Below are 16,632 nucleotides of genomic sequence, written 5' to 3' on the forward strand. Positions count from 1 at the left end.
AACCGGCGTGGCGCGCAGCTCCGTCACCCGTACGGGTGAAGCGACATCAGCCTGTATGGCGCAAGTCTCTGCAGAGGCTTGATAGGGATGCGCATGATGTCAGAGGGGATCGAGACCTGCGAGACCAGTGGCCATGCGGATAAGCTGTGGCTGGCCGTTGGAGCCTGTTTTCGAGAAGACAGATTTCAGCTGGCTGCGCACCGTCTCTACCGAAAGCGAGGCAGCCGCCGCGATTTCCGCTGGCCGCTGTCCGTCAAGGATGGCGGTAAGCACCCTTGTTTCTGCAGGCGTCAGGCCAAAGCGTCGGGCAAATTCCAGCACCTGTGGCGCGGTCCGCACCAGAGCCGGAGTGAAAACGACAGCCACGGTCTGGCCGCAGAAGGCCAGGTTTCCCTCATTCTGACCAACCGGCATCAGGGTGATATGAAAACCGTTGTCCTGATGGGTGATGGGCAGAACATCCCGCGGGCCAAGCTGCATTTGCTGCAGTGCGGACTGGATCCCGGGATTGCGAAACCGCAGCGTGGCATTTGGCGCAAGATATGCAGCCTGGCCATCCGAAAGGTATTTTTCGGCGAGAATGCTGATATGGCTGGCCCGGCCCACCGGGTCGACAAGGGCAAAGCCAGCCCCGCCGGTTTCGCTCAGCCAGTCCGTCAGATCCGCGCCGATGCCAGAAAGCTGGTTGCGTCTGTAAAACTCCGAAGCGCGGCGCAGATGGGGGGCGAGGCGGCTCAAAAGCCTTGCCCGCGCGGCATTGCGTTCTTCATCCACGTCACCGCTGAGGGTAGAAAGCAGCATGAAACGGCTCTCTGTGCGCTCAATGGTGACGCCGACGCCAGTTTCCTGGTCAAAGCGACGCAGGAAGTCGTTGTAATATTCGGTCCGGTGGAATTTGTCCCGCGCGACCAGCTGCTCGCCGACGATTGCAGTGCCAACCGGCGTGCGCCCGACCTGCCACATCCAGGGATTCAATGCCCCATAATGGCTGAGATATTCCCGCTGAGCCTCATCCGGGATGCCGGATTGAAGGGTGACTGCGCCTTTGCCGCACTGGCTGTCATGAAAAAAAAGCGTGGTGCATTCCACATCCGCCAGTACCGCAAGGCGACGGATGAAATCTGCCCAGTGGGCCTCGCCGAGCAGGCAGGCATAGATCAGGGGTACAAGTTCGTCAGCAGCGTCCATTTGAGACGAGGATCCCTTACCTGACTGGTTCTTGCTGAAATCAGAATCAAATTAAAAGGAGGAATGATGAAACTGCATATCACACTTTCACTGCTTTTGCTGAGTACCCTGGCAGGCTGTGTCGATGAAGCTGGCGGGAATGGCGGTTATCTCACGCATTCAGAGCATCAGCTGAATATGGCTGAGACAGCGCAGGTCCAGAGCCGGATGAGCAGTCTGCTGAAACAGCCCGTTCAGCTTTCTGGTATGAAAGCGACCTATAGACTGAGCGATGGCGCTGTCCCCATATGTGGCTATGTCTCGAATGGCGCCTCCGCACCGGCTATTTTTGGCGGAGTGCTGAATCGCGGTGAGGGGGGTGCTTTCGCGCCCTATAATGCTCCTGGGAAGGGGCAGGATCCGGCGCGTATCGCTGCGGTTCGTGGCTTTTGCCTGACCCATCATATTGCGATGTGAGTTCTGCGCATAATTAAACCCGGATCCGGATTGAAACCCTTGTCCGGGATCTTCAGGCAATGGCGACAATTGGGGATATATGGCGTTTGCGAGGGGGATCTGTCGCCTGTTCCCCGGGCGCCGAAGTGATCCGGAGCAGGCGGCAGGCCTGTTGTGATATCATCGGTTCCCTTGCGCTTCAGCCAGGTCGCTGCGGCTGAGTTCCGGTTAAAAACCGATGCGGCCGATAGGTTCCGGCCCTCTCGCATGATGCGCAGATGTGCAGTATAGACCGCGGATCCGTTGCGCAGGCGACGCTCGGTGATGCTTCCCCTTTGCTATCCGGGGCTCTGAAATTTGCTAAGACTAAGCAAATCAAGGAACGAAACAGACGGAATGCAGCAAAAACAAGGGAATTCAGAACAGGTTTGAAATCGGAGACTGGTCATGGGATCTACGGAAAAATCAATTAATAACAATAGTTTCCGTCTCTCCGTGGCGCCGATGATGGATTGGACCGACCGTCATTGCCGGGTGTTTCACCGGCTGATGACGCGCCGGGCCATGCTTTATACCGAAATGGTCACCGCGCCTGCGGTGGTGCATGGGCCAAAGCCGCGCCTGCTTGATTACAGCGCGGGCGAGCATCCGATCGCGCTGCAGCTCGGCGGCTCTGACCCGCGCGAGCTGGCCGAGGCGGTGAGGATCGCCCGGCCCTGGGGCTATGATGAGGTCAATCTGAACTGCGGCTGCCCCTCTGACCGGGTGCAGTCGGGCTGTTTCGGCGCGGTGCTGATGAAAGATCCGGATCTGGTGGCGGATTGCGTCACCGCCATGCAGGCCGAGGCCGATGTGCCGGTCACGGTGAAATGCCGGATCGGCGTCGATGATCAGGAGCCGGAAGCGGTGCTGCCCGCTTTCATCGAGCGGCTGGCCCGGGCCGGGGTGGATCATTTCGTGATCCATGCCCGCAAGGCCTGGCTGCAGGGGCTGTCGCCGAAAGAAAACCGCGAGATTCCGCCGCTTAACCATGATCTGGTCGTGGCGATGAAAGCGCGCTTCCCCGAGCTGACCATCTGTCTCAATGGCGGCGTCACGACGCTGGATCAGGCCGGGGCGCTGCTGGCGCAGGGGCTCGACGGGGTGATGCTGGGCCGTGCCGCCTATCATGACCCCGGCCATGCGCTGATCGGCGCCGACCGGTTCTGGGGCGAGGATCACGTCCCCGATGAGGCAGAGGTGGTGCATCAGATGCTGCCCTATATCGAGGCGCATCTTGCCGATGGCGGGCGGCTGCATCAGGTGACGCGGCATATGCTGGGGCTGTTCCACGGCAAAGCGGGGGCACGGGGCTGGCGTCAGGTGCTGTCTTCCGAGGCGAGCCGCGAAGGCGCGGGAACCGAGGTGCTGCTCAGGGCGCTGGAGAAAGTGACCGGGGCTGTCGCCGCGGCCTGAGACAGAAAAGCACCTCCGGCGGGGATATTTTCAGACAGATGAATAGCCCTGTCGCGCGCCGCCTGTTGATTTTCATCTGTCCTGAAATATCCCGGGGGTAAGGGGGCAGCGCCCCCTTGTTCTGGCCCTTATTCTGGCCGGGCCTGCCGTGCCGCACGGCCGCCGCGGCGCTTTTGCAGCTTTGCCGCGCGCAGCGGCAGCTCATGCATCAGCTCATGCCGCGCCTCGGGCGAGAGCGCCGACCATTCAGCGATTTCCTGCAGGCTGCGCCAGCAGCCGATGCAGAGCTTCGCCTCCGGATGGATGACGCAGATCTTCACGCAGGGGCTTTCAATCTCGGCGCGGCTCCAGATCTCGTCTTTCACGGGCGGCCCTTTCAGCGCGACAGCTGCGCCAGACGGTCCAGCGCGCCTTGCAGAATATAGCCCGCTGCCACCGCATCAATGACCTCTTTGCGACGTTTTCTGGACGCATCCGCCTCCAGCAGCGCCCTTTCGGCGGCCACGGTGGAAAGCCGCTCATCCCAGAAGGTGATCGGCAGCGGCGTCAGCTTCTCCAGATTGCGGGCAAAAGCCCGGGTCGACTGGGCGCGCGGCCCCTCGCTGCCATCCATATTCAGCGGCAGGCCAAGTACCATGGCCTTGACCTCACGCGCGCTGACCAGTTCGAGCAGCTGCGCCACATCAAGGGTGAATTTCTCGCGCCGGATCACTTTTGTCGGCGTCGCGACCGAGCGGCGCAGGTCGGAAATCGCCAGGCCGATGGTTTTGGTGCCAAGGTCCAGCCCCGCCACCGCGCCGAATTCGGGCAGAAGGGGGGCCATGTCGGTCAGTTTTTCAAAGATCACGGCTGCACCTCCTGCAGACCTGCCGCCCGGGCCGCCTCATCCACCACCGCGCGGTCCTCGCCGCCGGGGAAGATCTGGCGGGCCTCAGCGAGGATTTCTTTTGCCTCATCGCTGCGGCCCAGAACCGAGAGCGAATAGATCAGCCGGGCCCATTCCCCGGAGGAGCCGCCCTCACTCGCCAGCCGCGCCCCGAGCTGCGCCACCATGGTTTCGGCCATTGCCCGGGTCTCGTCATCCTCGACCGGGGCCGGAGGCGGGGTGTAACTGACCCCGGCATAGGCCGCGACATCGCCAATCTGGGCGCGCAGCGCCGGCATATAGCTGGCGCTCTGCGGCCCCTCGGCCAGCAGGGGCTGCCAGATCGCGAAGGCGCGGTCGAATCTGCCACCCTGGGCCTGGATCAGCCCGGTGTAATAACGCGCGAGGCCCGAGCGAGGATCCAGCGCCAGCGCGGCTTTCAGCGCGGCCTCGGCCTCGGGCGAGACATAGCCCCCGGCCTGCGAGATCAGAATTTCGGCCAGCATGACGTGATCATCGGCTTCGGCATCGGTGCCTTTGACCGCGATCAGCCGCTCCTGGGCGGTGCGGGCGGCGGCGAAATTGCCGAGGACCGCCTCATTACGGGCCAGCAGCGCGAGGCCGGTCTGATCCTGCGAGCTGGTGGCATCGACGCCCTGGCGCAGCGCCTGCATCAGGGATTCAAATTCGGGATCGCTGTTGCGGGCCGGGGCGGGGGGGAGCGAGGCGACGAATGATGCCTGATCGCGGCGCGTGGCAATGCGCTGATCTGCCTCGGCAATCCGCTCGGCCAGTGGCTGATCGGGCAGGCCCGGTGCGCCGAGGCGGTGATAGAGCGCGAGTGTGCCGCCCAGCACGCCGAGAATTGCCAGCACGGGCAGCAGCATGGCAGCGAGGCCTTTCTGGCCGCCGCTGATTGCCTCGGGATTGCGCCGGTCGGCCTCGAGCAGGCGACGCGCCACTTCGGTTTTCAGCCGGGCGGCTTCGGCGCTGTCGATCGCGCCCCGCGCCAGATCGCGCTCTATCGTCGCCAGCTGGTCGCGGTAGAGCAGCCGGTCGGCGCTGAGCGCCGGGGCGAGGCTGGTGCGGCGGGCGCCGATCAGGCTGAGCAGCAGCAAAAGCCCGACCCCGATCAGAAGCAGGGCGGCGATCAGCCAGAAGCCGCCGGACCACAAACTGCCAGTATCGCCAATATCCGCCATGCTTCGCCCCTCAGCCTTGCCTGCCGCGCCTGTGTAAAGCTTTCGCGGCCCGGGCAAAAGCCTCAGCGGTGCAGGCCTGTTGCCGCAGGGGGCAGACCCGCCGGAGCGGGCGCGCCGCCAATGCGACGGCGATGTCGTTTTTTTCCCGATCAGGACGCGAAGCGGCGTGGCGGAATTTGTCATTCCGGGCATAAGGATAGGCAAAGCGGGCCGGGGCATCACAGCGCGGCGCATTCAGCCCGTTTCGCACCTGACACAGCATGAGCCGGCGGAGTTATCCTGATGCGTCGTTATTCCGTTTTTGCCATCGCCCGCGAGGCCTTGCGCTTTCATTCGGGCTGGGAAAAGGCCTGGAAATCGCCCGAGCCGAAGAAAAACTATGATGTGATCGTCATCGGCGCGGGCGGCCATGGCCTCGCCACGGCCTATTATCTCGGGAAAAATTTCGGCATTACCAATGTCGCAGTGATCGAGAAAGGCTGGCTCGGCGGCGGCAATACAGGTCGTAATACGACCATCATCCGTTCGAATTATCTGCAGAACAGCTCCTCGGCGATTTTCGAAAAAGCGCGCTCGCTTTACGAAACCATGAGCCAGGATCTTAACTATAACGTGATGTTCAGCCCGCGCGGCCTGTTGATGCTGGCGCAGACCCATCATGAGGTGCGTGGCTATAAGCGCACGGTTCATGCCAATCAGCTGCAGGGCGTGGCCACGCAATGGCTCAGCCCCGAGCAGGTCAAAGAGCTGGTGCCGATCATCAATCTGCACGGGCCGCGCTATCCGATCCTCGGCGCGCATTATCAGGCCCGCGGCGGCACGGCGCGCCATGATGCGGTGGCTTGGGGCTATGCGCGAGCCTGTTCAGATATGGGCATGGATATCATCCAGAACTGCGAGGTCACCGCGGTGCATCAGGCCCATGGTCAGGTGACCGGGGTCTCGACCACGAAAGGCGAGATCAGCTGCAAAAAGCTGGCCGTGGTGGTGGCGGGTCATTCGGGCGTTGTGGCCGGGATGGCGGGTTTCCGTCTGCCGGTGGAATCGATCGCGCTGCAGGCCATGGTTTCAGAGCCGATCAAACCCTGCCTTGATGTGGTGATCATGGCCAATACGGTGCATGGCTATATCAGCCAGTCCGATAAGGGCGAGCTGGTGATCGGCGGCGGCACCGATGGCTTTAACAATTACACCCAGCGCGGCAGTTTCCATCATGTCGAGGAGACATTGCGCGCCCTTGTCACCACTTTCCCGCTGATCAGCCGGCTGAAACTTCTGCGGCAATGGGGCGGGATCGTCGATATGACCGGCGACCGCTCGCCGATCATTTCGAAAACTCCGCTCGGCAATTGCTTCATCAACTGCGGCTGGGGCACCGGCGGCTTTAAGGCGATCCCGGGCTCGGGCTGGGCGATGGCCGAGCTGGTGGCAAAGGGCGAGCCGGGGGTGCTGGCCTCGGAATTTGATATGTGGCGCTTTAAAGAGGGCCGTTTCATCGACGAGAGCGTCGCCGCCGGGGTGGCGCACTGATGCTGCCCGGGCTGCATCCTGGTGAAGCCAGGCCGGGTGGCAGGCTGCTTCCGGCCAGCTCTGGCGGCGCCGGGAACCGGCTGCGCCACGGGGCCGTTATCTCTGTATTCACATCGAATGCGGAGAAGCTCCTATGTCACATGAACCGGACCGCCCGCGCGATCTGCCGCCCCGCGATATCCCGCCGCGCGACCCGCGGCTGGGACAGCCTGGCAGCCCGACCCCGCCGCCTTTGCCGCCTCAGCGCAGCTCGGGCACGGGAATGGTGCTGCTGCTTGGCGCAATCGTCCTTGCCATCATCGTTGGCGTCTTTGCTTTCAGCGGGCCGCGCGAAGCGCCTTCTGTCATCTCTGAACCCACGCCTGCCGCGCCCGCTGCAACCAGCCCGGATTCTGCGCCTGGCGCAGATCCGGCCAGCGATCCGGCCGGTGCCATCCCGGGTGTCGAGCCCATGGTGCCGACTGAACCGCCGCCTGCCGGGCCTGCGCCTTCCGGAACTGCACCTGCAGAGCCTGAACCGGCTGTGCCGCCCGCAGACTGAGCCGCAGACTGATCTCTTTTTTAAAGCCAGTGGGGCCGCGCCCCATTGGCTGCAGACTGACCTGATGGTCGCGCAGCCTGTCGCTGCGCGGCCTTTTTGCCGTGATGAGGCCCGCTGATGCTGATCCTTGAATGCCCCTGTTGCGGCATTAAAGCCGAAGAAACCGAACTGGCCCCGGGCGGTGAAGCGCATCTGAAGCGCTTTGGCCCCGGTTCGTCGGATGAGGAATTTGAGGCCTATATGTTCGCGCGCAAAAACCCCAAAGGCGTGCATTTTGAACGCTGGCGCCATGCCTATGGCTGCGGAAAATGGTTCCTCGCGGCGCGCTGCACCGCAACGCTGGAGGTGTTTGGCACCTATCCGGCCCAGACCAGTGAGCCGCCTGCGGAACTGATTGCGAAGATTAAGGCCAGACGGCCGGAGTGGAAGGGCTGGAAATGAGCACCAGGCTGCAAACCGGCGGGCGTCTGATTGACCGCTCGGCCCGTATCTCCTTTAGTTTCAACGGCAAAAGCCTGCAGGGCCTTCAGGGCGACACGCTTGCCTCGGCGCTCCTGGCCAATGATCAGCTGCTGGTCGGCCGCTCGTTCAAATATCACCGTCCGCGCGGTATCCTTGCCAGCGGCGCGGAAGAGCCGAATGCCCTGGTCGGTCTGGGCGAGGGCGCAAGGTTCGAGCCGAACCAGCGCGTCACCACCACCGAGCTGTTTGCGGGGCTTACCTCGGCCAGCCAGAACCACTGGCCCTCGCTCGAATTCGATGTCGGTGCGATCAATGATAAATTCGCCCGCTTCCTGCCGGCGGGCTTCTATTACAAGACCTTCATCCAGCCGCGTCCGGCCTGGAAACATGTGTTTGAGCCGATCATCCGCCGCTCGGCCGGTCTGGGTAAAGCCCCGGTCGAGGCCGATGCCGACCGCTATGAATATCTCTATGGTCATTGCGATCTGCTGATTGCCGGCGGTGGCATTGCCGGCTTGCAGGCGGCGCTGATCGCCGGGGCTGCAGGCGCACGGGTGATCCTCGCTGAACAGAATTCATATTGGGGCGGGCGTGCCCCGGTTGATGGCGATATCATCGAGGGCAAACCGGCGCAGGACTGGATTAACTCTGCGCTGCAAACCCTTGCCGGCATGGAGAATGTGACGCTGAAGACCCGGATGATGGTCTCGGGTCTCTATGATCATGGCTATGTTCTGGCCGAAGAGCGGCTGGCTGATCACTGCCCGGGCGATGGCCAGCCGCGCAAGCGGCTGTGGCGCATCCGCACCGCCAGGCTGCTGGCGGCGACCGGCGCGATTGAACGCCCGCTGGCTTTCGCGGGCAATGATATTCCGGGGGTGATGCTGGCTTCGGCCATGCGCGATTACCTGGTGAATTATGCCGTGGCACCGGGCGGTAAGGTGGTGGTCGTCACCAATAATGACGATGCCTATCGCACCGCGATGGCTTTGCGCGAGGCCGGGGTGTCAGTGGTCTGCGTGCTCGATGCCCGCAGCACGGCGGGCGGAGAGCTGCCGGACCGGGCCCGGGCCCTCGGGATCCGGGTCGAGACCAACCGCGCCATTGTCAAAGTGAAGGGCAAAAAGCGCGTCACCTCGGTCGCTATCGGCGAGCAGTCCGGAAGCGGCGCGGTGATCGAAGAGCTGGAATGCGATGCCATTGCCATGTCGGGCGGCTGGTCGCCGGTGGTCCATCTCTGGAGCCATTGCGGCGGCAAGCTGGTCTGGGATGAGGAGCGGGTCTTCTTCCGCCCCGATCCGGCAAAACCGGCACTGGGCCATGACGGCGCGGCGATGGTCTATGCTCTGGGCGCGGCGAACGGGGCGCTTGCCGCGGCCCCGGCGCTTGAGGATGCCGCCGCCCGGACGCTCAGCGCCTGCGAGGCGATCGGGCTGAAGGCGCCGCAATCGGGCGCAGCCCGGGCGGATGCGGTGGAGGAAGCACCGATCCTGCCGGTCTGGATCATGCCCCAGGGCGCAGGCCCGGCGCTGAAATCGAAAATGTGGCTCGATTTCCAGAATGATGTGAAAGTCTCGGATGTGCAGCTCGCCGCGCGCGAGGGCTATGTCTCGGTCGAACATACCAAGCGCTATACCACTCTCGGTATGGCCACCGATCAGGGCAAACTGTCCAATATCAACGGCCTGGCGATTCTGGCCGACAGCCTGCAGCAAACTATTCCCGGCGTCGGCACCACCACCTTCCGCCCGCCCTATACCCCGGTCACCATCGGGGCGCTGGCAGGCGAGGCCAGGGGCGATCTGTTCCAGCCTTTGCGCAAAAGCCCGATGCATGACTGGCACCTGGAAAAAGGCGCCTATATGGAGCCGGTCGGATTGTGGCAGCGGCCCTATTGCTATCCGCGCGCCGGTGAGACCCATGAACAGGCGGTCTATCGTGAGGTGGTCAATACCCGCGAGGCGCTTGGCCTGCTCGATGCCTCGACCCTCGGCAAGATCGTGGTGAAAGGCCCGGATGCGGGCAAATTCCTCGATATGCTCTATACCAATGTGATGTCGAACCTTGGTATCGGCAAATGCCGTTACGGGCTGATGTGCAATGAACAGGGCTTCCTCTCGGATGACGGCGTGGTCATCCGCCTTGATGAGGAGACCTGGCTTTGCCACACCACTTCGGGCGGGGCAGACCGGATCCATGGCTGGATGGAAGACTGGCTGCAATGCGAATGGTGGGACTGGCAGGTCTATACCGCCAATCTGACCGAGCAATATGGCCAGATCGCCGTGGTGGGCCCGAATGCGCGCAAACTGCTCGAGAAAATGGGCGGGATGGATGTCTCGAAAGAGGCTCTGCCCTTCATGACCTTTAAGGATGGCGAGCTGGGCGGCTTCCCGGTGCGGGTGCATCGCATCTCCTTCTCGGGCGAGCTCAGCTATGAGATCGCCGTGCCGGCCAATCAGGCCGCGGCCTTCTGGGAGCTGTGCCACCGCCTCGGCGCGGATCTGGGCGCCATGGCCTATGGCACCGAAGCCTTGCACATCCTGCGCGCCGAGAAGGGCTTTATCATGATCGGCGACGAGACTGATGGCACGGTGATCCCGCAGGATCTGGGCCTCGACTGGGCGATTTCGAAGAAGAAGGCAGACTTCCTCGGCAAAAGGGGCCAGCAGCGCAGCTATCTGGCGGCGCAGGATCGCTGGAAACTGGTGGGCTTTGAAAGCCTTGACGGTTCGGTGATCCCCGACGGGGCCTATGTCACCGCGCCCGGTGTCAGCGAATATGGGTTCGGCAATGCCCAGGGCCGGATCACCTCGACCTATTATTCGCCGGTGCTCAAACGCGGCATTGCCATGGGGCTCTTGCTGAACGGCCCCTCCCGGATGGGCGAGGTGGTGGAATTCACCGCCGTCGGGGGCGAAAAGCCGGTTTCGGCAAAGGTGGTCAGCACGGTGTTCTATGATCCGGAAGGGGAGAAGCAAAATGTCTGAGGCTGAAAGCCTTCCGGTGCAGCTGCGCCGTCTGGATCCGCCGGCGATGATCTCGCTGCGTGCCAAACCCGGCACGCCGGGCCTGGCAGAGGCCATCCTTGCCGCTTCGGGCTGCGCTTTGCCCGCAGCGCGCAGCCTCACCCGGTCGGGCGAGGCGCTCTGCGGCTGGATGAGCGCGGATGAATATCTGCTGGTGCTTCCCGCCGCAGCCGGGGCGGCGGCTTTGCAGGCGCTGCAGCAGGGGCTGCAGGGGCAGCACTATCTGGCGGTGGATGTCAGTGATGCGCGGGTCTGTTTCGCGCTGGAGGGGGCAGGGGCAGGCGATGTTTTGCGCCGCCTCACCCCGGCGGATCTTTCGGCGCTCGGGCCCGATGAGCTGCGCCGCTCGCGGCTGTCTCAGGTCGCGGCCGCCTTCTGGCAGACCGGGGGCGGAAGCTACCGCCTCGTCGCTTTCCGTTCGGTGGGCGATTATGTCGAGGCCCTGCTGTCGGGCGCGGTGACTTCGGCGCGGGCCAGCGGCGCGCTCTGAGCTAAGCCCCAGAAACTGCAGCACTGATGATCCGGGCGAAGCAGTTCGCCCGGGTTTTGCTATCGGCTGCATGAATGTGAACAGGCCCTGCGGAAAGCCGGGAACCAGAGCCCGCCGCGGGGGTTTTTGACACAGAGGGCGTGTCCGGCGGCGGGTGCGCAGGGAATGGCGTTGCCGGGAGGATGTTTTCCCCCTCCGGGCTTGACCTTCCGCCCGGATGCGCCCTTATTCCTCCGTGAACAATTGATCCAACAGGAGTGACTCCGATGGCTTTCACGCTTCCCGACCTGCCCTATGCGCATGATGCACTTGCTTCGCTCGGCATGTCGAAAGAGACGCTGGAATACCACCATGACCTGCACCACAAGGCCTATGTCGACAATGGCAATAAGCTGATCGCCGGGACCGAGTGGGAATCGAAGTCGCTCGAAGAGATCGTCAAAGGCACCTATCAGGCCGGCGCTGTGGCGCAGAATGGTATCTTCAACAATGCCTCGCAGCACTGGAATCACAATCTGTTCTGGGAAGTGATGGGTCCGGGCGAAGACAAGAAAATGCCGGGCGCGCTGGAAAAAGCCCTGGTTGAGAGCTTTGGCTCGGTCGATAAGTTCAAAGAAGAGTTTTCGGCTGCCGGTGCTGGTCAGTTCGGTTCGGGCTGGGCCTGGCTGGTGAAAGATGCAGGCGGCGCGCTGAAGGTCACCAAGACCGAAAACGGCGTGAACCCGCTCTGCTTCAACCAGACCGCGCTGCTTGGCTGCGACGTCTGGGAGCACAGCTATTACATCGACTTCCGCAACAAGCGCCCGGCCTATCTGACCAACTTCCTCGAAAAGCTGGTCAACTGGGAAGCCGTGGCCGCGAAACTGGGCTGAGGCCTTTCGCCGCTTTGCGGATAGCAATGAAAAGCCCCCGGATCTGCTGGTCCGGGGGCTTTTTTATTGGTGCAGGGGGGGCGGGGTCTTAGCCTGCCAGCCCCTCCTTCAGCGCGGCCGTCAGGCTGTCGACATCCGGGACCGAACGGAACAGCTCTTTCAGCGAGGCGCTGGCGAAGCCCTGGGTGATCACATGGTCGATCAGTGCGATCAGCGGCTGCCAGTAGCCATTGGTGTCGAGCAGGAAGATCGGCTTTTTATGCAGGCCGATCTGCGCCCAGGTCAGCACCTCAAAGAATTCGTCCAGGCTGCCCGCCCCGCCCGGCAAGACCACAATCGCATCCGAATTCATGAACATGACCTTCTTGCGCTCATGCATATCTTCGGTGACGACAAAGGTGGTCAGATCGCGCTTGCCCTTTTCCAGATCCATGAGATGCACCGGGATCACGCCAAGCGTCTTTGCTCCGGCCTCCTGCGCGGCCCGGGCAACTTCGCCCATCAGCCCGACATCGCCCGCGCCATAGACGAGGCGCCAGCCCTCGCTGGCGATACGGGCGCCAAAGCCGCGGGCGGTTTCGGCATAGGCAGCGTCAGCGCCGGAGCGCGAGCCACAGAAGACGCAGATAGAGGCAGGCTTCATAAAAGCTCCTGAAATCGGTTGCCAGAGAGGATGGTCTCGGGCTTTGCTTTAGGTCAGATCCTGCCGGGATGCGAGGGCAAGCCCGCAAAACGGCATCACAACGGCAAGACAGACAGAGGAATGCGCGGATGAAGGCCGGGGGGGCATTGGGGACAGGCAGAGGGCTGGCGCTGCTGGTGCTGGGCGGGGGGGCGCTGATTGCGGCCGCGGGCTGGATGCTGGAATCTCGCCGGGGCATGCAGGTGCCGGAGGCTGCAGACGCGCTGATCGCCTCACCCGGGGCGGCTGACGCCGGGCAGGCTGAGGCCGGAGCGGCTGAGGAGGGGCAGGGTGAGACCGGGCCGGGTGAGACCGGCGCGGCTGAGAAGGAGGGGCAGGGTGGTCAGGCTGCCGCCGCCCCGGCCCCGGCCGGGCCTGCCCTGCCCGGGGCGGCGGATGCGCCGCCGGGTCAGGCCGATCCGCCGCGCATCACCACCTGGCTGGTGACCCCGGCCGGCCATGCCACGATCAGTGGCCTTGCCCTGCCGGGTTCTGAGGTCGAGATCCTGCTCGAGGGGGCCGCGCTGGCACAGACCCGAACCAGCACGGCGGGCGAATTTGCCCTTGTCACCACCATCGCCCCCGATCCCGCGCCACGGGTGATGAGCCTGGTGATGGTGCTGGAAAATGGCGAAAGAATTCCCGGGGCCTCCCGGGTGGTGATCGGGCCGATCGCCGGTCCGGCGCCGGTGGCCCTGGCCAGAGAGGCCAGCGGTGAAAAGGACGCCGCGCCTGAGGTGCTGACCTCTGGCCCGCCGGTCGCGCTGCTGGTCACCGGACAAGGCGCGCTGGTGTTGCAGCAGGGCGCCACCAGCGGCGCTCCGGCAGCGGCCACGGTGGCGATTGAGACCATCACCTATCCGGGGCCGGATCTGGTGCAGATTGGCGGCAGCGGCCAGCCGGGCAGCTTCATCCGGCTCTATCTCGATAATCAGCCCGCCGGGGCGGAAAGCCTGGTCGGGCCCAGGGGCAAATGGCTGGCCAGTCTGAGCGACCTCGCGCCCGGCCTCTATCTGCTGCGCGCCGATCAGCTCAATGCGGCGGGAGAGGTGACGGCGCGCGCGGAAACGCCGTTCCGCCGCGAAACGCCCGAGGCGCTTGCCTCGGCCAGCGCCGGGGCCTTGCTGGCGGGCGCAGACAGTCCCGCCGAGGGGGCTGAAAGCGCCGCGCCGCCCGAGGCCGGTCTGACCCCTGCCATCCTGCCCGCCCGGCCGGATGAGGGCGCTGCGCCTGAGCCGGTGTCTGAGCCAGTGCCTGAGCCGGTGCTGGCCGAAAGCGATCTCGCGGCCTCAGCGCCCGAGGCCCCTGTCGCCACAGGCACCGAGGCCGCGCCCCGGCCCGATGCCAGCGTGCCGCGCCCGGTCAGCGTCACGGTTCAGCCCGGGCATACGCTCTGGTCGATTGCGCGCGGCGAATGGGGCGAGGGGGTGATGTATGTCCAGCTCTGGGAGGCCAATCGCGACCGGATCCGTGATCCCGATCTGATCTATCCGGGCCAGGTCTTTACGATTCCGCTGCCAGGATCTGTGCCTTAAGCATCGGCACCCCGCCCGGATCCGGGCAGCACAGCGCCTCAGCCGGGGGCAAAGCGCTGCTGCGATTCGTGCGGGGGCAAAAGGCCAGCACCTCTGGGTGATCGCCGCAGCAATCCGACAGCAGATATGAGATCACCGAGCCGAGGCCGCGCGCATCCACCGCATAGATCACATTGCGCGCCACCCGGCGCGAGCGGATCAGCCCGGCCGCCTCGAGCTGCGACAGATGAAACGACAGCCGCGAGGCCGACAGACCGAGCGCGCGCGCGATCTGGCCCGCCGCCATGCCCTCATCCTGCAAAGGCACCAGCAGCCGGATCAGGTCGAGCCTGTCGCTATGGGCCAGGGCCGAGAGGGCGGCGAGGGCTTTACTCTGTTCCATAATTCAACTATTCATGAATCCTTGAATTATAGCTAGCCGTGCCGGCAGCGAAAGGCAAGCACCCTGCGCGCCCGGGAGTGCGGCCCTTCGCGGCCGGCGCTCCTCATTCGAAAGCCCCGCATGTCACCGCGCTACCGCAATCCTCCGCCCCCCGAAGCCAGTTCTGACCAGCCCGCCTCGGGCCGTCAGACCATCGCCAGGGTCGCCCCCTATCTCTGGCCGAAAGAGCACCCCTGGGTGAAACGCCGGGTGGTTCTGGCCCTGGTTTTGCTGTTCCTGGCCAAGCTGATCTCGGTGATCACGCCCTGGTTCTATAAGCTGGCGGTCGATGGCCTCGCGGGCGAGGCGGCTACGGATCCGGCGCGGATGATGGCGCTGGGGGCGATTGGCCTTGTGGTGGCTTACGGCCTCGCCCGGCTGGGCAGCGTGGCGTTTCAGGAATTGCGCGATGCGGTCTTTGTCCGGGTGGCGCAGCGGGCTTTGCGTCGCCTCGCGCTCGAGACTTTCAGCCATATTCACCGCCTGTCGATGCGCTATCACATCTCGCGCCGCACCGGCGGGCTGTCGCGCATCATCGAGCGCGGCGTCAAAGGCGTCGAATTTCTGCTGCGCTTCCTGCTGTTCTCGATCGGGCCGCTGATCCTTGAGCTGAGCCTGGTCACCGCGATCTTCGGCTTTGCCTTTGGCTGGACCTATGCCCTGACCGTGGCGGTGACGATCTCGCTTTATGTCTGGTTCACCTTCGGCGTCACCGAATGGCGGGTGAAGCTGCGCCGTGAGATGAATGATCAGGATACCGACGCTAATCAAAAGGCGGTCGATAGCCTGCTGAATTATGAAACCGTCAAATATTTCAACGCCGAAGAGCGTGAGGCGGCGCGCTATGACGCGGCGATGCGCGGCTATGAGGCGGCTGCGGTCAAGACCGGGGTCTCGCTGGCCTTCCTCAATGCCGGCCAGACCCTGATCATCACCGCGGGCCTCGTGGCGGTGATGGTGATGGCGGCGATCGGTGTGCAGTCGGGCCAGCTGACGGTCGGCGATTTCGTTATGGTCAATGCCTATATGATTCAGATCACCATGCCGCTCGGCTTCCTCGGCACGGTCTACCGCGAGATCCGTCAGGCCCTGGTCGATATGGGCACGATGTTTGGCCTGCTGTCGCAGCCCGAAGAGGTGAAAGACCTGCCCGAGGCGAAAGCGCTGGCGGTGCAGGGCGGTGAGATCCGCTTTGACAATGTCCGTTTTGCCTATGATCCGACGCGCGAGATTCTGAAGGGCGTCAGCTTTTGCGTAAAACCTGGCCAGACGCTGGCGCTGGTCGGTCATTCCGGCTCGGGTAAATCCACCATCGGGAGGCTGCTGTTCCGCTTTTATGACGTGACCGGCGGCGCGGTGACCATTGATGGCCAGGACATTCGCAGCATCACTCAGTCCTCGCTGCATGAGGCGATCGGCGTGGTGCCGCAGGATACCGTGCTGTTCAATGATACGATCCGCTATAATATCGGCTATGGCCGCGCCAATGCCACCGCGGAGCAGATCATCGCCGCGGCCAAAGCGGCCCGGATCCATGATTTCATCACCTCGCTGCCCGAGGGCTATGACACCACCGTGGGCGAGCGCGGGCTGAAGCTTTCGGGCGGGGAGAAGCAGCGCGTCGGCATTGCCCGTACCATCCTGAAAAACCCGCCGATCCTGATCCTTGATGAGGCCACCTCGGCGCTTGATACCCAGACCGAACGCTCGATCCAGGAGAGTTTGCGCGAAATGGGCCAGGGGCGTTCTGTGATCACCATCGCGCACCGGCTCTCGACCATTGCCGATGCCGATCAGATTCTGGTGATGGAAGCGGGCGAGGTGCTCGAATGCGGCACCCATGACATGCTGCTGGCCAGAGGCGGGCGCTATGCCGCGATGTGGGCCCAGCAAAGCGCCGAGGAAGAGCAGGATGCGGCTTAAGA

Annotated in this window: 16 protein-coding genes; 10 read left to right on the forward strand and 6 right to left on the reverse strand. The window is 63.8% G+C overall.

The features are described from left to right. Nucleotides 1-99: 99 nt before the first annotated feature. On the reverse strand, nucleotides 100-1,188 hold the full coding sequence (locus H0485_RS08070; RefSeq protein WP_226934859.1) for a helix-turn-helix transcriptional regulator: 1,089 nt from the start codon (nucleotides 1,186-1,188) through the stop codon (nucleotides 100-102). A gap of 66 nt (nucleotides 1,189-1,254) precedes the next feature. Between H0485_RS08070 and H0485_RS08075 the strand changes: the two genes are divergently transcribed. Both H0485_RS08075 and dusA read left to right on the forward strand, forming a co-directional pair. Further along, on the forward strand, nucleotides 1,255-1,644 hold the full coding sequence (locus tag H0485_RS08075; RefSeq protein ID WP_226934860.1) for a hypothetical protein: 390 nt from the start codon (nucleotides 1,255-1,257) through the stop codon (nucleotides 1,642-1,644). A 426-nt stretch (nucleotides 1,645-2,070) separates the two neighbouring features. Beyond that, complete coding sequence (gene dusA, locus H0485_RS08080; protein WP_226934861.1) at nucleotides 2,071-3,078, forward strand: tRNA dihydrouridine(20/20a) synthase DusA; 1,008 nt, start codon at nucleotides 2,071-2,073, stop codon at nucleotides 3,076-3,078. Nucleotides 3,079-3,206: 128 nt separating this feature from the next. On the opposite strand, the gene H0485_RS08085 is transcribed toward dusA, so the two are convergent. From H0485_RS08085 to ccmI, 3 genes are read right to left on the reverse strand one after another with little or no spacing between them, the layout of a single operon-like run. Beyond that, the gene (locus H0485_RS08085) at nucleotides 3,207-3,443 is read right to left on the reverse strand and encodes a DUF1289 domain-containing protein (protein WP_226934862.1); all 237 of its coding nucleotides are present in this window, start codon (nucleotides 3,441-3,443) and stop codon (nucleotides 3,207-3,209) included. Nucleotides 3,444-3,454: 11 nt separating this feature from the next. Then, a complete protein-coding gene (gene ruvX, locus H0485_RS08090) occupies nucleotides 3,455-3,925 on the reverse strand; it encodes a Holliday junction resolvase RuvX (RefSeq protein WP_435531487.1) in 471 nt (156 codons plus the stop codon). After that, a complete protein-coding gene (gene ccmI / locus H0485_RS08095) occupies nucleotides 3,922-5,145 on the reverse strand; it encodes a c-type cytochrome biogenesis protein CcmI (RefSeq protein ID WP_226934863.1) in 1,224 nt (407 codons plus the stop codon). The genes ruvX and ccmI overlap by 4 nt, the downstream gene beginning before the upstream one ends. Before the next feature lie 282 nt (nucleotides 5,146-5,427). Here ccmI and H0485_RS08100 point away from each other — a divergent pair, with 282 nt between their 5' ends. The 6 genes from H0485_RS08100 (at nucleotide 5,428) to H0485_RS08125 (ending at nucleotide 12,069) form a co-directional block, all read left to right on the forward strand. After that, nucleotides 5,428-6,675 (forward strand): sarcosine oxidase subunit beta family protein, encoded by a 1,248-nt coding sequence (locus H0485_RS08100; RefSeq protein WP_226934864.1) that lies wholly within the window; start codon nucleotides 5,428-5,430, stop codon nucleotides 6,673-6,675. A gap of 133 nt (nucleotides 6,676-6,808) precedes the next feature. Continuing rightward, nucleotides 6,809-7,216 carry a hypothetical protein gene (locus tag H0485_RS08105; protein WP_226934865.1) on the forward strand — a complete coding sequence of 136 codons (408 nt, stop codon included), beginning with the start codon at nucleotides 6,809-6,811 and terminating at the stop codon, nucleotides 7,214-7,216. 117 nt (nucleotides 7,217-7,333) lie between these two features. Beyond that, the gene (locus H0485_RS08110) at nucleotides 7,334-7,657 is read left to right on the forward strand and encodes a sarcosine oxidase subunit delta (RefSeq protein WP_226934866.1); all 324 of its coding nucleotides are present in this window, start codon (nucleotides 7,334-7,336) and stop codon (nucleotides 7,655-7,657) included. Continuing rightward, a complete protein-coding gene (locus tag H0485_RS08115) occupies nucleotides 7,654-10,668 on the forward strand; it encodes a sarcosine oxidase subunit alpha family protein (RefSeq protein ID WP_226934867.1) in 3,015 nt (1,004 codons plus the stop codon). Before H0485_RS08110 ends, H0485_RS08115 begins: the two co-directional genes overlap by 4 nt. Next, nucleotides 10,661-11,197 carry a sarcosine oxidase subunit gamma gene (locus tag H0485_RS08120; RefSeq protein WP_226934868.1) on the forward strand — a complete coding sequence of 179 codons (537 nt, stop codon included), beginning with the start codon at nucleotides 10,661-10,663 and terminating at the stop codon, nucleotides 11,195-11,197. Before H0485_RS08115 ends, H0485_RS08120 begins: the two co-directional genes overlap by 8 nt. A gap of 266 nt (nucleotides 11,198-11,463) precedes the next feature. After that, nucleotides 11,464-12,069: a superoxide dismutase gene (locus H0485_RS08125; RefSeq protein ID WP_226934869.1), complete on the forward strand. Its 606-nt coding sequence runs from the start codon at nucleotides 11,464-11,466 to the stop codon at nucleotides 12,067-12,069. An 88-nt stretch (nucleotides 12,070-12,157) separates the two neighbouring features. Here H0485_RS08125 and H0485_RS08130 read toward each other — a convergent pair whose 3' ends face one another. Then, complete coding sequence (locus tag H0485_RS08130; protein ID WP_226934870.1) at nucleotides 12,158-12,712, reverse strand: LOG family protein; 555 nt, start codon at nucleotides 12,710-12,712, stop codon at nucleotides 12,158-12,160. Nucleotides 12,713-12,858: 146 nt separating this feature from the next. Between H0485_RS08130 and H0485_RS08135 the strand changes: the two genes are divergently transcribed. Next, nucleotides 12,859-14,286, forward strand: coding sequence for a LysM peptidoglycan-binding domain-containing protein (locus H0485_RS08135; RefSeq protein ID WP_226934871.1), 1,428 nt, complete (start codon nucleotides 12,859-12,861; stop codon nucleotides 14,284-14,286). On the opposite strand, the gene H0485_RS08140 is transcribed toward H0485_RS08135, so the two are convergent. After that, nucleotides 14,255-14,668 carry an ArsR/SmtB family transcription factor gene (locus H0485_RS08140; protein ID WP_226934872.1) on the reverse strand — a complete coding sequence of 138 codons (414 nt, stop codon included), beginning with the start codon at nucleotides 14,666-14,668 and terminating at the stop codon, nucleotides 14,255-14,257. The two genes, H0485_RS08135 and H0485_RS08140, sit on opposite strands and share 32 nt — an antisense overlap. 120 nt (nucleotides 14,669-14,788) lie before the next feature. Here H0485_RS08140 and H0485_RS08145 point away from each other — a divergent pair, with 120 nt between their 5' ends. Next, a complete protein-coding gene (locus H0485_RS08145; RefSeq protein WP_226934873.1) occupies nucleotides 14,789-16,630 on the forward strand; it encodes an ABCB family ABC transporter ATP-binding protein/permease in 1,842 nt (613 codons plus the stop codon). The last annotated feature ends 2 nt before the right edge of the window (nucleotides 16,631-16,632 follow it).

Origin of the sequence: Pseudogemmobacter faecipullorum (assembly GCF_020539525.1) — a bacterium.
GTDB lineage: Bacteria > Pseudomonadota > Alphaproteobacteria > Rhodobacterales > Rhodobacteraceae > Pseudogemmobacter > Pseudogemmobacter faecipullorum.

What these genes read in the sequence shown, in the direction of transcription:
- H0485_RS08070 (WP_226934859.1), bottom strand. Translation starts at nt 1,188, where the DNA reads ATGGACGCTGCTGACGAACTTGTACCCCTGATCTATGCCTGCCTGCTC.
- H0485_RS08075 (WP_226934860.1), top strand. Translation starts at nt 1,255, where the DNA reads ATGAAACTGCATATCACACTTTCACTGCTTTTGCTGAGTACCCTGGCA.
- dusA (WP_226934861.1), top strand. Translation starts at nt 2,071, where the DNA reads ATGGGATCTACGGAAAAATCAATTAATAACAATAGTTTCCGTCTCTCC.
- ccmI (WP_226934863.1), bottom strand. Translation starts at nt 5,145, where the DNA reads ATGGCGGATATTGGCGATACTGGCAGTTTGTGGTCCGGCGGCTTCTGG.
- H0485_RS08100 (WP_226934864.1), top strand. Translation starts at nt 5,428, where the DNA reads ATGCGTCGTTATTCCGTTTTTGCCATCGCCCGCGAGGCCTTGCGCTTT.
- H0485_RS08105 (WP_226934865.1), top strand. Translation starts at nt 6,809, where the DNA reads ATGTCACATGAACCGGACCGCCCGCGCGATCTGCCGCCCCGCGATATC.
- H0485_RS08110 (WP_226934866.1), top strand. Translation starts at nt 7,334, where the DNA reads ATGCTGATCCTTGAATGCCCCTGTTGCGGCATTAAAGCCGAAGAAACC.
- H0485_RS08115 (WP_226934867.1), top strand. Translation starts at nt 7,654, where the DNA reads ATGAGCACCAGGCTGCAAACCGGCGGGCGTCTGATTGACCGCTCGGCC.
- H0485_RS08120 (WP_226934868.1), top strand. Translation starts at nt 10,661, where the DNA reads ATGTCTGAGGCTGAAAGCCTTCCGGTGCAGCTGCGCCGTCTGGATCCG.
- H0485_RS08125 (WP_226934869.1), top strand. Translation starts at nt 11,464, where the DNA reads ATGGCTTTCACGCTTCCCGACCTGCCCTATGCGCATGATGCACTTGCT.
- H0485_RS08130 (WP_226934870.1), bottom strand. Translation starts at nt 12,712, where the DNA reads ATGAAGCCTGCCTCTATCTGCGTCTTCTGTGGCTCGCGCTCCGGCGCT.
- H0485_RS08140 (WP_226934872.1), bottom strand. Translation starts at nt 14,668, where the DNA reads ATGGAACAGAGTAAAGCCCTCGCCGCCCTCTCGGCCCTGGCCCATAGC.
- H0485_RS08145 (WP_226934873.1), top strand. Translation starts at nt 14,789, where the DNA reads ATGTCACCGCGCTACCGCAATCCTCCGCCCCCCGAAGCCAGTTCTGAC.